General features: G+C 70.7%; 14 protein-coding genes and 1 tRNA gene. 10 read left to right on the top strand and 5 right to left on the bottom strand.

The genetic code is table 11. The annotated features are described in order from the left end of the window. Positions 1–4 precede the first annotated feature (4 nt). From AB0H64_RS08350 to AB0H64_RS08320, 7 genes are all read left to right on the top strand, one after another. On the top strand, positions 5–163 hold the full coding sequence (locus AB0H64_RS08350; RefSeq protein ID WP_357621558.1) for a hypothetical protein: 159 nt from the start codon (positions 5–7) through the stop codon (positions 161–163). After that, positions 163–1,407, top strand: coding sequence for a glycosyltransferase family 2 protein (locus tag AB0H64_RS08345; protein ID WP_357621556.1), 1,245 nt, complete (start codon positions 163–165; stop codon positions 1,405–1,407). Before AB0H64_RS08350 ends, AB0H64_RS08345 begins: the two co-directional genes overlap by 1 nt. Further along, positions 1,404–2,081 (top strand): hypothetical protein, encoded by a 678-nt coding sequence (locus AB0H64_RS08340; RefSeq protein ID WP_357621553.1) that lies wholly within the window; start codon positions 1,404–1,406, stop codon positions 2,079–2,081. Before AB0H64_RS08345 ends, AB0H64_RS08340 begins: the two co-directional genes overlap by 4 nt. A 92-nt stretch (positions 2,082–2,173) precedes the next feature. After that, the gene (locus AB0H64_RS08335; protein WP_357621551.1) at positions 2,174–2,875 is read left to right on the top strand and encodes a response regulator transcription factor; all 702 of its coding nucleotides are present in this window, start codon (positions 2,174–2,176) and stop codon (positions 2,873–2,875) included. Positions 2,876–2,880: 5 nt separating this feature from the next. Then, on the top strand, positions 2,881–3,915 hold the full coding sequence (locus tag AB0H64_RS08330) for an ATP-binding protein (protein WP_357621548.1): 1,035 nt from the start codon (positions 2,881–2,883) through the stop codon (positions 3,913–3,915). 106 nt (positions 3,916–4,021) lie between these two features. Next, entirely contained in the window at positions 4,022–4,873 is an 852-nt protein-coding gene (gene htpX / locus AB0H64_RS08325) for a zinc metalloprotease HtpX (protein ID WP_357621546.1), read from the top strand. A gap of 94 nt (positions 4,874–4,967) precedes the next feature. Continuing rightward, positions 4,968–6,455 (top strand): hypothetical protein, encoded by a 1,488-nt coding sequence (locus tag AB0H64_RS08320; protein ID WP_357621543.1) that lies wholly within the window; start codon positions 4,968–4,970, stop codon positions 6,453–6,455. Here the strand turns inward: AB0H64_RS08320 and AB0H64_RS08315 are convergent. Further along, positions 6,430–6,945 (bottom strand): NUDIX domain-containing protein, encoded by a 516-nt coding sequence (locus tag AB0H64_RS08315; protein ID WP_357622166.1) that lies wholly within the window; start codon positions 6,943–6,945, stop codon positions 6,430–6,432. The genes AB0H64_RS08320 and AB0H64_RS08315 overlap by 26 nt on opposite strands. A 336-nt stretch (positions 6,946–7,281) precedes the next feature. Between AB0H64_RS08315 and AB0H64_RS08310 the strand changes: the two genes are divergently transcribed. Both AB0H64_RS08310 and AB0H64_RS08305 read left to right on the top strand, forming a co-directional pair. Further along, complete coding sequence (locus AB0H64_RS08310) at positions 7,282–8,226, top strand: ADP-ribosylglycohydrolase family protein (RefSeq protein WP_357621541.1); 945 nt, start codon at positions 7,282–7,284, stop codon at positions 8,224–8,226. A gap of 170 nt (positions 8,227–8,396) precedes the next feature. Next, on the top strand, positions 8,397–8,828 hold the full coding sequence (locus AB0H64_RS08305; protein ID WP_357621539.1) for a tyrosine-type recombinase/integrase: 432 nt from the start codon (positions 8,397–8,399) through the stop codon (positions 8,826–8,828). Here AB0H64_RS08305 and AB0H64_RS08300 read toward each other — a convergent pair. Beyond that, the gene (locus AB0H64_RS08300; protein ID WP_310707134.1) at positions 8,819–9,319 is read right to left on the bottom strand and encodes a YajQ family cyclic di-GMP-binding protein; all 501 of its coding nucleotides are present in this window, start codon (positions 9,317–9,319) and stop codon (positions 8,819–8,821) included. The two genes, AB0H64_RS08305 and AB0H64_RS08300, sit on opposite strands and share 10 nt — an antisense overlap. Positions 9,320–9,581: 262 nt before the next feature. Here AB0H64_RS08300 and AB0H64_RS08295 point away from each other — a divergent pair. Next, positions 9,582–9,663: transfer RNA gene (locus AB0H64_RS08295), tRNA-Tyr, on the top strand. 120 nt (positions 9,664–9,783) lie between these two features. On the opposite strand, the gene AB0H64_RS08290 is transcribed toward AB0H64_RS08295, so the two are convergent. From AB0H64_RS08290 to AB0H64_RS08280, 3 genes are read right to left on the bottom strand one after another with little or no spacing between them, the layout of a single operon-like run. Beyond that, positions 9,784–11,139 carry a tyrosine-type recombinase/integrase gene (locus tag AB0H64_RS08290; RefSeq protein WP_357621537.1) on the bottom strand — a complete coding sequence of 452 codons (1,356 nt, stop codon included), beginning with the start codon at positions 11,137–11,139 and terminating at the stop codon, positions 9,784–9,786. Positions 11,140–11,159: 20 nt separating this feature from the next. After that, positions 11,160–11,381 carry a helix-turn-helix domain-containing protein gene (locus AB0H64_RS08285; protein ID WP_357621534.1) on the bottom strand — a complete coding sequence of 74 codons (222 nt, stop codon included), beginning with the start codon at positions 11,379–11,381 and terminating at the stop codon, positions 11,160–11,162. Beyond that, positions 11,374–12,765 carry a replication initiator gene (locus tag AB0H64_RS08280; protein ID WP_357621531.1) on the bottom strand — a complete coding sequence of 464 codons (1,392 nt, stop codon included), beginning with the start codon at positions 12,763–12,765 and terminating at the stop codon, positions 11,374–11,376. The genes AB0H64_RS08285 and AB0H64_RS08280 overlap by 8 nt, the downstream gene beginning before the upstream one ends. Positions 12,766–12,767: the final 2 nt, after the last annotated feature.

The raw sequence follows: 12,767 nt of genomic DNA, 5'->3' as shown, positions 1-12,767 counted from the left end.
GACCATGAGCGAAGCCACCGCCTCGTGGGTCGTGCGGGCCGTGGACGTCGGCGGCACGGCGTTCGCCCTGGCCCGGCTCGCGCTGGCCGTGGCCGGGCTGCTGTTCGTGCTGTACGTCGTCACCTTCGTCGCCCTCGTGATCGCCGCCCACCGGAGGCGCTGATGACCACCGTGCTGATGCTGTGCGCGCTCTCGGCCGTGCTGCTGGTCTTCACCTACACGCTGGGGATGTACCTGGAGTCGGCGGGCAGCACGGAGCGCCCGGACGGGAGCGGTGACGGGTTCACCGTTGTGTTCGTCGTGCCCTGCCTGAACGAGGCGCGGGTCATCGCCACCACGCTGGGCCACCTGCCGGACGGCCACGTCCTGGTGGTGGACGACGGCTCCGACGACGGCACGGCGGAGGTCGTCGGCCAGGTGGCCCACCCGGGCGTCCACCTGCTCAGGCGCGAACCGCCGAACGCCCGCCAGGGCAAGGGGCACGCGCTCAACTACGCCATGCGACACCTGCTGGAGGAGCTGCCGGCGGCCCGCCGCGACGCGGACCGGGTCCTGATCTGCCTCATGGACGCCGACGGCCGCCTCGACCCTCGCAGCATCGACGCGGTGCTGCCGTACTTCGGCGATCCCCGGATCGGCGCCGTTCAGGTCGGCGTGCGGATCGCCAACCGGAAGCAGAGCCTGCTGGCGCGGATGCAGGACATGGAGTTCGTGGTCTACACCCGGATGTTCCAGCGCACCCGCAGCCGCATCGGCTCGGCGGGGCTCGGCGGCAACGGCCAGGTCATGCGGCTCAGCGCGCTGCTCGACTTGGGTGACGACCCGTGGTCGCGGAGCCTGACCGAGGACCTCGACCTGGGAGTGCGGATGGTGCTGTCCGGGTGGCGTACCGCCTGGGTGCCGGACGCGACCGTGCGCCAGCAGGGTGTGGTCACGCTGCGCGCCCTGGTGCGGCAGCGCTCACGCTGGTTCCAGGGGCATCTTCAGGCGCTGCGGCTCGTGCGGCCGGTGGTCGAGGGGACGTCCGGTCGGGTGGCGGTGGACCTGCTGAGCGTCCTCCTCAGCCCGTTGCTCATCTTCGTGGGCTCGTTCATGACGCTCTCGCTGGTGGCCTCGCTGACGGGGGTGACGTTCTCGTCGGTGGCGCGCGAGCAGCTTCTCCAGCCGCTGCCGATCGTGTCGTGGTACGTGCTGACGTTCGGCGTGGCCTTCCTGGTCGGCCCGCTCTACGCGCGGGCCTGCGGTGACATGGGCTGGGTGCGCGGGCTCCTCCACGGCCACCTCTTCGTGGTCTACAACCTGGTCTGGCTGCCGGCGGCCTGGCGGGGGCTGTGGCGCGCGGCGCGCGGCCGGCGGGCCTGGCTGAAGACCGAACGGGTCGCCGACCCGTCGCCGGGGCGGGCATGAGAGCGGCCCGGCCGCACGCGCTGGCCGCCGTCGCGCTGCTCGCCCTCCCGGTGGCGCCGGCCCCTCCCGCGTCGTGTGCCCCTTGGGCCGAGGACACGGTACGGGCGGGGCTGCGCCTGGTCTACGACGGGTACGGCAGGGCGTGCACGTTCCAGGACGGCGGGCGGTGGGTGTGGTGGCTGTCACCGCGGCCGGCCCGAGCCTCCGCCGAGACGCACGCCGCGCTGGCCCTGACCACCCGGCGCCACGCGGACGTCCGGCTCCGCGTACGGGCCGTGACCCTGCGGCAGCTCAGGCGGCCCGTGCCCAACCCGTGGGAGGTCGCCTGGGTCGTGTGGCACTACACCGACGACAACCACTTCTACTACCTCGTCCCCAAGCCGGACGGCTGGGAGCTCGGCAAGGTGACCCCCGGCTACCCGGGCAACCAGCGCTACCTCGCCACGGGCCACGGCTCCTACGCGCTCGGCGTGTGGCACACGATCGACGTCCACCAGGTGGCCGACACGATGACCGTGGCCGTGGACGGCCACCACCTGATCCGGTTCCGGGACCAGGAGCGGCCCTACCTGGGCGGCCACGCCGGTCTCTACAACGAGGACGCGACGACCCAGTTCACGGACCTGCACGTCAGAGCGGCCTCCGGGCGGTTTCACGGCACCGTGGGGCGGTAGGTCTGGAGGGGAGGGATCGCCGGGCCGACGGTCGTGCGACCGATCACGACCGCGAGGCCGCCGGCGATCGGTCGCTGACTTGAGGTGATGGCGTGGTGGAACGCCCGGAGGCGCTGGTCATCGAGGACACCGCGGAGATGCGCCGGCTGTTGTGCGAGGTCCTGGGGATGGCCGGGTTCGAGGTGTCGGAGGCGGCGACCGCCGCGGAAGGGCTCGACCTGGTCGCCGAGAGGCGCCCCGACCTGGTGACGCTCGACCTCATGCTGCCGGACATGGACGGGATCGAGGTGTGCCGGCGGCTGCGCGGCATGACGAGCGCGTACGTGATCATGCTGTCGGGGCGCACGGAGGAGGCCGACCGGCTCATCGGCCTGGAGGTGGGCGCCGACGACTACATGACGAAGCCGTTCTCGCCCCGCGAGCTGCGGGCCCGGGTCGCGGCGATGTTCCGGCGGCCCCGCCGGGGCCACCTGCGGGAGGCCGGGGAGCGGCCGAGGATCCTCACGTACGGTGACCTGGTCGTGGACGAGGAGAGCCGCGAGGCGCGTCTGGCGGGGCGGCCCGTGCCGCTGACCCGGATCGAGTTCGACCTGCTCGTGCTGCTCGCCTCCAACCCGAGGCGGGTGTGGGCGCGGGAGACGCTGACCCGGAGGATCTGGCGCACCGACTGGCCGGGCAACGACCATGTGATCGACGTCCACATCGCCAACCTGCGCCGCAAACTGGGCGACGACGCCCGCTCCGGCCGGTGGGTGCGCACGGTCCACGGTGTGGGCTACCGGTTCGGAGGCTGACGGACATGGTCGTCCCGATCCACATCCTGATGTGCGAGGTGGAGGAGGACGACGCGCTGCGGATCGTCTCCTGCCTCCTGGAGGAGGGGGTGGAGGCGACCCACGAGCGGGTGGAGGACGCCGAGTCGGTGGCCACGGCGCTACGGCTGCGCCCGCCGGACATCGTCTTCTCCGACTACCGGATGCCGTGCCTCACCGCGCACGACGTGCTCCGGCTGCTGCACGAGGCCGGGCTCGACGTCCCGTTCGTCCTGGTCTCCGGGCCGGTCGGCGACGAGCGCGCGGTGGCGCTCATGCGGGCCGGCGCCCGGGACTTCGTGTGCAAGGACCGGCTCTCCCGGCTGGCTCCCGTCGTGCGGCGGGAGCTGCGCGAGGCGGAGTGCCGGCACCGGCTCAGCTGCCTCGACCGGCTGGCCGGCGGCCTCGCGCACGACGTCAGCAACCTGTTCGGGGTGATCCTGGGGCACGCCGAGCTGGCCCTCGACATGCTCCCGGCGGACGCTCCCGGCCGCGCCGGCGTCGAGCGGATCCAGCAGGCGGCCGGGCAGGGGGAGGCCCTGGCCCGCCGCCTGCTGGTTCCCGGCCAGGCGGACCGGCCGGAGCCGGTCGAGCTGAACACGGTCGTCGAGGAGACGGCCGGGCTGCTGCGACCCATCCTCAGTGCCGGCGTCGACCTCGTCACCCGGCTGGCTCCGGGCCTCCCCGCCGTCGGCATCGACCGGGCCGCGCTGGCGCACGCCCTCATCAACGTGCTGGTCAACGCGCTGGCCGCGATGCCCGACGGGGGGCGCCTGACCATCGAGACGGCCCGGGCCGGCGACGGCGGCGTCCGGCTCACCGTCTCCGACACCGGCCACGGCATGCCCGCAGAGGTGGCCGAGCATGCCTTCGAGCCGTTCTTCACCACCCGGGAGCAGGGCACGGGTCTTGGCCTGCCCACCGCCCGCGGCACGGTCGAGGAGGCCGGCGGCCGGACCACGCTCACCTCACGGCCGGGCTCCGGCACCACCATCCACATGTACCTCCCCGCGGCACGCTGACCTGCGGCTGCCGTCGCTCTGCGACAACGCTCGCACACACCGGGGAACGATGGACCCCGGCACAGTCGTTGGAGCAGGTGAACCCGCACCACGAAGGGAGGGACCCTTGCACCACAACGGCCTGCGTACCGCTGTCCTGCTCGGTGGGATGTCGGCGCTGATCCTCACCCTGGGTGCGTGGCTGGGCGGTGGCACCGGCCTGCGGATGGCGCTCGTGCTGGCTGTGGCGACCAACGGTTTCGCCTACTTCTTCTCCGACCGCATCGCCCTGTCCGCCATGCGGGCGCGGCCGGTGAGCGAGGTGGAGCATCCCACCCTGTACCGCATCGTCCGTGAGCTCTCCACCGAGGCCCGCCAGCCGATGCCGCGCCTGTACGTGTCTCCTACGGTGCAGCCGAACGCGTTCGCCACCGGCCGGAGCCCGCGCCGGGCGGCGGTCTGTGTGACGCACGGGCTGACGCGGCTGCTGGACGAGCGGGAGCTGCGCGGTGTGATCGGGCATGAGCTGTCGCATGTGTACAACCGCGACATCCTGGTGTCGTCCGTGGCGGGGGCACTGGCCACGATGATCACGTGGTTGAGTTATGTGGCGGTGTTCTTCGGCGGCTCGGACGACGACGAGGGGCCGGGGTTCGTGGGTGCGCTGCTGATGATGGTGCTGGGGCCGGTGGCGGCGGGCATGGTGCAGATGGCGATCTCCCGCACGCGGGAGTTCCAGGCGGACGAGGCGGGGGCCCGGCTCACGGGCGACCCGCTGGCCTTGGCCTCGGCCCTCCGCAAGATCGAGATGGGCGCCCGGCGCCTGCCTCTGCCCGAGAACAGCCGCCTCACCTCGGCCTCCCACATGATGATCGCCAATCCCTTCAGCGGCTCGGGCTTCGGGAGGCTGTTCTCCACCCACCCGCCCACGTCGGAGCGTGTCGCCCGGCTGGAGCGCATGGCGGGTTACCGGCGTTAGGGCCCACGTTGCCGCGCTGGAGGGCCAGGCGTGGGTGGCGCCCGCTTCTCGGCGACGCCTTCGACCCCCGCCTGCGACAGACATAATCATCCCTATGGGCCGATCTCCGCGCCTCAGTGAGGCCGAGCGTAAGCTGTGGAACGCCTTCCCCACCGGGGAGACCGTGGAGCTCGCCCAGGTCGTCACCGGCCACGGCACCGTGGCCGGGCAGAACGCCCCCAAGGACGGCGACACCTGGGGCCCCGACCGGACGGTCCGCGCCAGCGTGATCACGTCCCTGCTGCTCGGCGCCCGCGAGGGCGCCCCCGGCTCCGTGGCCGCCGTGCGCTTACGCGGGGCGAGGATCACCGGCTCCCTGTCCATCCTCGGCGGCCGGGTCGAGCACGAACTGGTGCTCAGCGGCTGCCACCTGGACGAACCCGTCCTCCTCACCGCCACCACCACCCGCACCGTACGGCTGACGGACTGCACGCTGCCGGGCTTCAGCGGCGGCGGCATGCGCGTCGCCGGCCACCTGAGCCTGTCCGGCTCGAACATCACCGGGACCGTCCGCCTCGCCCGTGCCGTGTTCGAGAGCGGGCTGTGGCTGGGCGGCATCCGCCTGACCGCCGACGACGTGTGGGCCCTGTCCGCCGGATCCATGGTCGTGGACAGCGGCGCGACCTTCCGCGGCGCCGACATCACCGGCGGCGTCCGCCTGGCGGGCAGCCGGATGAACGGCGACCTCAACTTCGGGGGCACGACCGTCCGCAACCCCGGCGGGTACGCGATCAGGGCCGACGACATGGTGGTCGAGGGCACCGTGCACTGCACGGAGGGTTTCACGGCGCAGGGCTGCATCCGGCTGCGCGGGGCGCGGATCAACGGCAGGCTTTCGTTCGCCGGGGCCGTCCGCAGCCCCGACACCGCGTTCGCGCTGCACGCCAGCCACATGGAGGTCCGCGAGTTCTCCTTCAAGCCCACCGAGCCCGTCGACGGGGTGGTCACCCTCGCCCACTCGCGCATCGGCACCCTCCAGGACGACCCCGACACCTGGCCCGAGAAGCTGAGGCTCAACGGCCTCATCTACGACCGGCTGCGCGGCCGGGGAGTGGAACGGCGCATCGACTGGGCCGGCCGCGACCCGGAGGGCTTCCGGCCTCAACCATACGAGCAGCTCGCCGCCTGGTACCTGCGCGACGGCAACGACGGGCTCGCCCGCCGCGCCCAGCTCGCCAAGCTCCGCGCCCGGCGCCGCACCCAGGGCCCCGGGCTCCGGGCTTGGGGCCGGCTGCTGGACGTCACGGTCGGCTACGGCTACCGCCCCTGGCTGGCCGGCGTGTGGTTCGCGCTGCTGCTCCTGGTCGGAACGGTCGCCTTCGGCCTCAAGCCGCCCCGCCCCCTCAAACCGGACGAAGCCCCTGTCTTCGACTCGTTCGCCTACAGCTTCGACCTGCTGCTGCCGCTGCCGGCGTTCGGGCAGAGGGAGATGTTCGACCCGGCGGGGTGGACGCAGGGGCTGGCGTACGGGCTGGTCGTCGCGGGCTGGATCCTGGCCACCGCCCTCATCGCGGGGGCTACGCGGGTGCTCCGCCCGCAGTGACGCGCCGCAGGACGCGCGCGAGGTCCTCGGGATGGACGATCTCGTCCGTGGCTTCCAGTTCCTCGGCGCTCCACCACCGGTGCCCGACCGTGGTGGCCTTCTCGATCTCCTCCATGTTCTCGAACGACACCTCGGCCTGACCCTCGCCGCCCTGACCTTCGCCGCCCTGACCTTCGCCGCCCCGACCTTTGCCGATCCGTACCGCGAAGAACGTCTGGTCCTGCGTGACGGCGTACTCGGCGAAGCTGAACTCGACCGTGCCGGCGCCGTACGGACCGGTGAACTCACCAACCTCGGCCCGGATGCCGACCTCCTCGTACAACTCCCGCGCGGCGGCCTGCTGGAGCGTCTCCCCGCCCTCCAGCGCGCCGCCGACCGTGAACCAGAACCGCTCGCCGGGTCGCGCTGGATCGAACCCGTACAACAGCAGCACCCGATCCTGATCGTCGATGGGCAGGACGCGCGCGGTGAACCGCCGCAGGGGAATCATCGTCACGCCGCCCGAGCTTATGCGCCGGAAAAGATGACGTCATGCCGAGGAGCCCGCTCCCGTCAGGAACGGAATTCCTCCCCGCCGACAACTGAACCGGTCCGGAGCCCTTACGAGAGGCGGAGGCATCGGAGCGGCCGCGCTGCTCATCGCAGCCTTGGCACCGGCTTTCGCCTCCGCCCAGACGTCCCCGATGAGCCGGCCGCCTCCGACGCCTTGCCACCCCGCCCTGCCGCCGCCCAACAGCCGCCCAAGAAATTCACCCCCGCAAATGGCGCGATCAGCTCGCCTCGATGCACCAGACGGCAGCGCTGCAAGGCTGGGTAGCCTGTTGATGTGAATCTTGTGCAGCGTGCCGTTGGCGCTGTCGTCGGCTCGGCTGTGGGTGACGCGCTGGGTGCTCCGTTCGAGTTCGGCCCGGCTGGCGCGTTCTCCTCCCGCTTTCCGGTACCGGGTGCCGGCGGTGAGATGAGTGGGGGCGGCGGCTGGGACGCCGGGGAGGCCACCGACGATACGCAGATGGCCGTTCACGTGGCTGAGTCGCTGCTGGAGCACGGCGGCTTGGACCTGCCGGACATCTTCGCCCGCTTCCAACGATGGGCGGCCGATGAGCCTAAAGACATCGGACTGCAGACCGAAGACGTACTGACCCGCGGCCTGCCCTGGGATCAGGCCGCCGCCGCCCACTACCGGAGCAGCAACCGAGCCGCGGGTAACGGCGCGCTGATGCGCGCCACCCCCTCGGCGGTGTACTTCGCCCGCGACGGGCGGCAGGCCACCATGGACGCAGCTCGGCATATCGCCGCCGTCACCCACGGCGACCCGGCGGCCTGGGAAGGCTCCGCGATCTTTCATGACCTGATACGCGTCGCCCTGAACGGTGCGGACCCCTTGGCCGAACTCGCGCAAACTCTCGCCGCTGTCCATCCCGACCATCGTCAGCGCTATACCGCCATCCTCGACCCCGGTTGGCATCCCGACCAGGCCACCGAGTTCAACGGCGCTGTCTGGCCCTGTCTGGGCTCAGCCGTATGGGCGCTGCGTACCACCCGCAATTATGAGGACGCCATTCGCGCCGCTATCGACCTGGGCGGCGACACCGACACCGTCGCCGCGGTCACCGGCGGCCTGGCCGGAGCGGTGTACGGACCGGCTGCGATTCCCACCCACTGGACCGAGCCCTTACACATTCCGCTACCCGGAAGCGGCGGCCGAACCCTTCGTCTGCCCCACCTGCTCGATCTGGCTCGGGACCTCGTCGAGCGTCCAAGCTCGGCCTGACGCCCGACCTCGGCTGCCGGCGACCTCACGAACAAGCCGTCGCCGGCTACATCGCCAAGTTCGCCACCAAAGCCGCCGAATGCGTCGGCACTCTGGACCGCCGCATCAACCCCCCTCGGCAACCTCGGCGCCTTCGACCTCCGCAACCACGCCAAACGCCTCATCACCGAATGCCTCCGCCTCGGCGCCATCGAGGACCTGGCCGATCTCCGCCTCGCTTAATGAGCCGTCGCGTCACCAAGCTGCTGATCACCACGAACATGCTGCTTCCCGTACACCGGGCTACCTGGTCGCACATATGGGCGCCGGCTGCCTGTGCGGCGGGCCTCCCGCCCAGGACCGGTCTCCATTGCCTGCGGCACTACTTCGCCACGCTGCTGATCCACAAGGGCGCCTCGGTGAAGACCGTGCAGCTTGCCCTCGGCCACTCCATGCCGATGGTCACGCTGAACACGTACGTGGGGAGTGGCCCGAGGCACAGGAGAGGACGCGTGCCCTGGTGGACAGCGCACTCGGCCGTGTGCCCCGGATGTGCCCTCCGCGATCCCCGAAGGGCTGAAACGCCAGTTCAGAGCCCCGAAGCAGGCCCTTGTTACCGGTAGTTGACGAACTGCAGCGCGATGTCGAGATCCTTGCCCTTGAGCAGGGAGATGACGTCCTGCAGGTCATCCTTCTTCTTCGAGCTGACCCGCAACTCCTCGCCCTGGATCTGCGCCTTGATCCCCTTGGGCCCCTCGTCGCGGATCAACTTGGAGATCTTCTTCGCGTTCTCCTGGTCGATGCCCTCCTTGAGGCTGACCAGCATGCGGTACTCCTTGCCCGACAGCTTGGGCTCACCCGCGTCCAGGATCTTCAACGACAGACCCCGCTTGACCACCTTCTCCTTGAACACGTCGAGGGCGGCGTTCGCCCGCTCCTCGCTGTTGGCCTTGATCTCGATGTTGTCTTGCCCGGACCAGCTGATGCTCGCCCCTGTGCCCTTGAAGTCGAAGCGGTGCCCGATCTCCTTGACCGTCTGGTTCAGCGCGTTGTCGACCTCCTGGCGGTCGATCTTGCTGACGATGTCGAAAGACGAATCGGCCAAAACGCACATCCTCTCAGCTGCGTACGCATGTCTGCGGTGTCCGGCCCCGGTCTCAGGGCTCGCCGACCACGCATCGCGCCCCCGTGAACACGGACCCAGCGCACGAGCCTAGCCAGCATCGGCCCGCAGTGCAGTCCACCAGGCCCGTACCCCTCCACCCTGCCACCACCCACAGCCTCCGCGACGGCGATCCCCGACGGTACAAACCGGTGTCACGTGCACCCCGGAAGTCCGCTATTCTTCTGTCTGTCGCCGCGAGAGCGGAAGACACGGCAGGTTGCCCGAGTGGCCAAAGGGAGCGGTCTGTAAAACCGTCGGCTCAGCCTACGCAAGTTCGAACCTTGCACCTGCCACACCAGCAGAAAGAGGCCCTTCACCAGCGGAAACACGGTGAGGGGCCTCTCTCGTTGTGTCCGACTGTTCATGGTCATCATCGGCGCTCTACGGGTGCTCGCGTCGTATCCGCGTCGGCGTCAGTCGGCCTCCTGCAGGGGCGCCAGGGCGTCGGAGATGAGCCTCCGGGCGACGGCGTCCTGCCCGACGATGCACTTGGCGTAGACCCGTAGGAGTACGTGCACGCTGTGCCCTGCCCACTCCGCGACCTGAGGCGCAGGAACGCCCGCGTTGAGCCACGTGGACACACAGGCATGCCGGAGATCGTACGGCCGTTCTGCGAGCGGTGAGGCGGCCTCCGCCTTGCTCAGCGCCGACGCGCGTGCCTTCTGCCAGAGGCGGCCGTAGACACTCTCCGACAGAGGTCCGCCGCGCTCCCCGATGAAGAGATGGCCATCCGGACTCACGCCGTGCTCCGCGAGGTGGCTCCGGAGAAGGGCGACCAGCGGAGGAGGGATCGGCACTCGCCGGACCGCATGACGGGCGCGGTGCTTGAGCTCGCGCGACTCCCGCCGTTTGCCGTTCCCCGTCCAGTCGGCGCCCACGGCCGGTGCGGAGTCGCCGAGGAAGAACCAGCCCCAGTCGTCCCCGGTTTCAGGGAGATCGACCTCATCGAGGGTCAGGTCCACGGCTTCGGCCGGCCGCAGCGCGGAGTAGTACATGACTGCGAAGAAGGCGGTGAGACGCGGGGCGATCTTCGAGACGGCGGCCAGCAATGCCTCGGCTTGCTGTGGGTTGATAACCCGTCTCGGAGAGACCTCCTCGCTGATCTTCGGCGTCTTCCACTTCACGCCGATCAGCGGATTGCTCGTCAGGAGCTTCGCCGGCCTCACCGCGTAGTCGAGGACGTTGTAGAACACCGCGCGCTTGCGGGCAATCGTGGTGGCCGCCGCAGTCGTGCCCGCCAGTGTCTTCGAGATGCCCTTCAGTACCTTCAAGACGACCGCCTCGTCGGCCAGCGAGGACACAGGCACCGTGTTCTTCTCCAGCCACGCGACGGCACGCGCGATGTCCTTCGGCACGTCGCCGGAGGCGCGCCGCGGCTTGTGGGCGGCCCACTTGACCACCGCTCGCCTGATGTCCCCCTTCGAGACAGGTCCGGCCCCGTTGGGGAGCAGTGAGAGCGTCGCGGTGGCCAGGGCGTCGGCGGTGGTGCGGCGGCTGTTGGGTGCCGACTCATCCCAACGGTGATCGACGTACTCGCACATCAGCGCCCACCAGGTGACCGAGCGCGCTCGCTGTCCCGCGTGCTGCACAGGGCGCCCTGTGGTCGGATCGAACGCGTTCCCTTTCCTGATCGCAGTGAGGAGTTCGGCGCGGAAGCTCTCGGCCAGTGCGCGGGTCTTGAACGTGTCCCGCCACGGCTTGCCGGCGGTGACCCAGCGCACGGAGTACGTGTTCCCGCGCTTGTTCTTGTTGGTGAGCACGTGCCACACGCGCACGTCATAGGTGCTGTTCACCAGGAGGTCTCCTCTCGGGAGGCGAGCCAGCGTTCGTACTCGGCGCGGCGAATGCGGAGGCTGCCGTTGGGCAGGGTGATGCACTTCGGGGCGCGGCGCTTGGCGCGCCAGTCGTAGAAGGTGCTGCGGGAGATGCCGAGTTCGGTGCAGAACTCGGCAACGGTCAGGGGCCGGCTTCCGGCGGCGGACTCTGGAGCCCGGTCGAGCGTCCTAGCCATTGATGATCACCTCTTCCTTGCCGCGTGCGGAGAGACCGGCTGCGAGTGCGGATTCTCCGGTGGTGAAGCCCTGGCCGCCGTACTTCCAGCGGGCCAGGACGAGGGCGTTGCTCGGGTCGTACGGGAGGCGGTCGTGGTCGCGGGCCTGGCGGTAGTCCAGGCGGACGCGGCGCAGGGCGGTGAGCGTGGTGGAGTAGGCGCGGCTCTTGGTGGAGAAGTGGCCGCGGTAGCCGAGCATGTGGGCCCAGCGGCGGAGCCGCAGTGGGGCGAGGTCGGGATGGGTCTCGGGGTTGCCGAGGTCCCAGGCGGTTCTGATCAGGCGGGCGGCGTGGTCGGTGACGCCGTACTGGTCGAGGCGGGCGAGGTCGTGGTGTCGGACCGGGCGGTCGAGGGTGCCGGAGGTCTCGGCGGCTTTGGTGGCGTACTTGGCGACGTAGCCCGCTACGGCGGCTTCGGAGATCGTGGTGTCGTCTGCCGTGTTGGACTGGATCGGGCGGACGTCGATGGCGCCCCAGCGGAGCGAGAGCGAGCCGTTGCCGTACGGGTCGGGCAAGTCGATGCGTACGCGGCTTGCGGCGGGTGGGATGGCGTCGGTGAGCAGGTCGACCGTGGCCCAGGGCGGCGGGGCGGTGATGTCGCCGTCCGGTGTGCGGCCGTCGAGGCGGACGACGGCGTGGAAGTGGACGATGCCGCGTGCCTGGTACTCGGCGACCTTGGCGAAGGACAGCCGGAGTTGGCGGCTGAACTGGGCGCGGGTGAGTCCGGCCGCGGCGCCCAGGTGCCGGCGGAGGTAGATGCCGAAGCGGTGCCAGAGGACACCGGCGTGGGCGTTCCACAGGACGTGGCCGACGTAGTCGTAGGTGTCGGGGTCGAGTGGTTGGCCGATCTGACGGTCGTCGGCGGGATGGCGGGTGAAGCAGGCCGGGCCGTTGCGGCGTGGGTGGCAGACGTCTGAGTGGCCGTGCTTGTCGGGTCCGCGGTGGACGGGGCCGAAGCTTGGCGCGGTCAGCGTCGCCAGGACGCGCGGGTGGCTGCCCACGGTGGCCGGGACGCCCTTGTCTCCGCCGAGCAGGCCCGCGCGGATGAGGTGGAAGGTGTCGGCGCGGTAGGTCTCGGCGCAGGCCGGGCAGCGGGAGGCGCGTCGGTTGCCGCAGCGGACGAGCAGGTGTCCGTGGGGCTCGTGGTCGGTGGTGTAGTGGTGCAGCAGTTCCCCGGTGGCCGGGTCGAGGGCGGAGACCTCGCCGACCAGGCGGACCGGGTCGGAGCAGCCGCGCAGCCGTTCGACCTGGTGGAGCCAGCGGTTCAGGTCGCGGCCGGAGCGGCGGGCCAGGTCTCGGATGACGGGACCGACGAGGTCGCCGATGACGATGGGCTGTTCGGTCACGT

The organism is Nonomuraea sp. NPDC050733, from assembly GCF_040654215.1.
In the GTDB taxonomy this organism is placed as follows: Bacteria; Actinomycetota; Actinomycetes; order Streptosporangiales; family Streptosporangiaceae; genus Nonomuraea.
Note: the sequence above shows the minus strand (reverse complement) of the source record. Positions and strands in the feature narration are given on the sequence as shown.

Excerpts from the sequence above, each read along its gene's own strand:
- AB0H64_RS08320 (WP_357621543.1), top strand. The coding sequence starts at position 4,968 with ATGGGCCGATCTCCGCGCCTCAGTGAGGCCGAGCGTAAGCTGTGGAAC.
- AB0H64_RS08300 (WP_310707134.1), bottom strand. The coding sequence starts at position 9,319 with ATGTGCGTTTTGGCCGATTCGTCTTTCGACATCGTCAGCAAGATCGAC.
- AB0H64_RS08350 (WP_357621558.1), top strand. The coding sequence starts at position 5 with ATGAGCGAAGCCACCGCCTCGTGGGTCGTGCGGGCCGTGGACGTCGGC.
- AB0H64_RS08330 (WP_357621548.1), top strand. The coding sequence starts at position 2,881 with ATGGTCGTCCCGATCCACATCCTGATGTGCGAGGTGGAGGAGGACGAC.
- AB0H64_RS08305 (WP_357621539.1), top strand. The coding sequence starts at position 8,397 with ATGCCTCCGCCTCGGCGCCATCGAGGACCTGGCCGATCTCCGCCTCGC.
- AB0H64_RS08285 (WP_357621534.1), bottom strand. The coding sequence starts at position 11,381 with ATGGCTAGGACGCTCGACCGGGCTCCAGAGTCCGCCGCCGGAAGCCGG.
- AB0H64_RS08340 (WP_357621553.1), top strand. The coding sequence starts at position 1,404 with ATGAGAGCGGCCCGGCCGCACGCGCTGGCCGCCGTCGCGCTGCTCGCC.
- AB0H64_RS08345 (WP_357621556.1), top strand. The coding sequence starts at position 163 with ATGACCACCGTGCTGATGCTGTGCGCGCTCTCGGCCGTGCTGCTGGTC.
- AB0H64_RS08315 (WP_357622166.1), bottom strand. The coding sequence starts at position 6,945 with ATGATTCCCCTGCGGCGGTTCACCGCGCGCGTCCTGCCCATCGACGAT.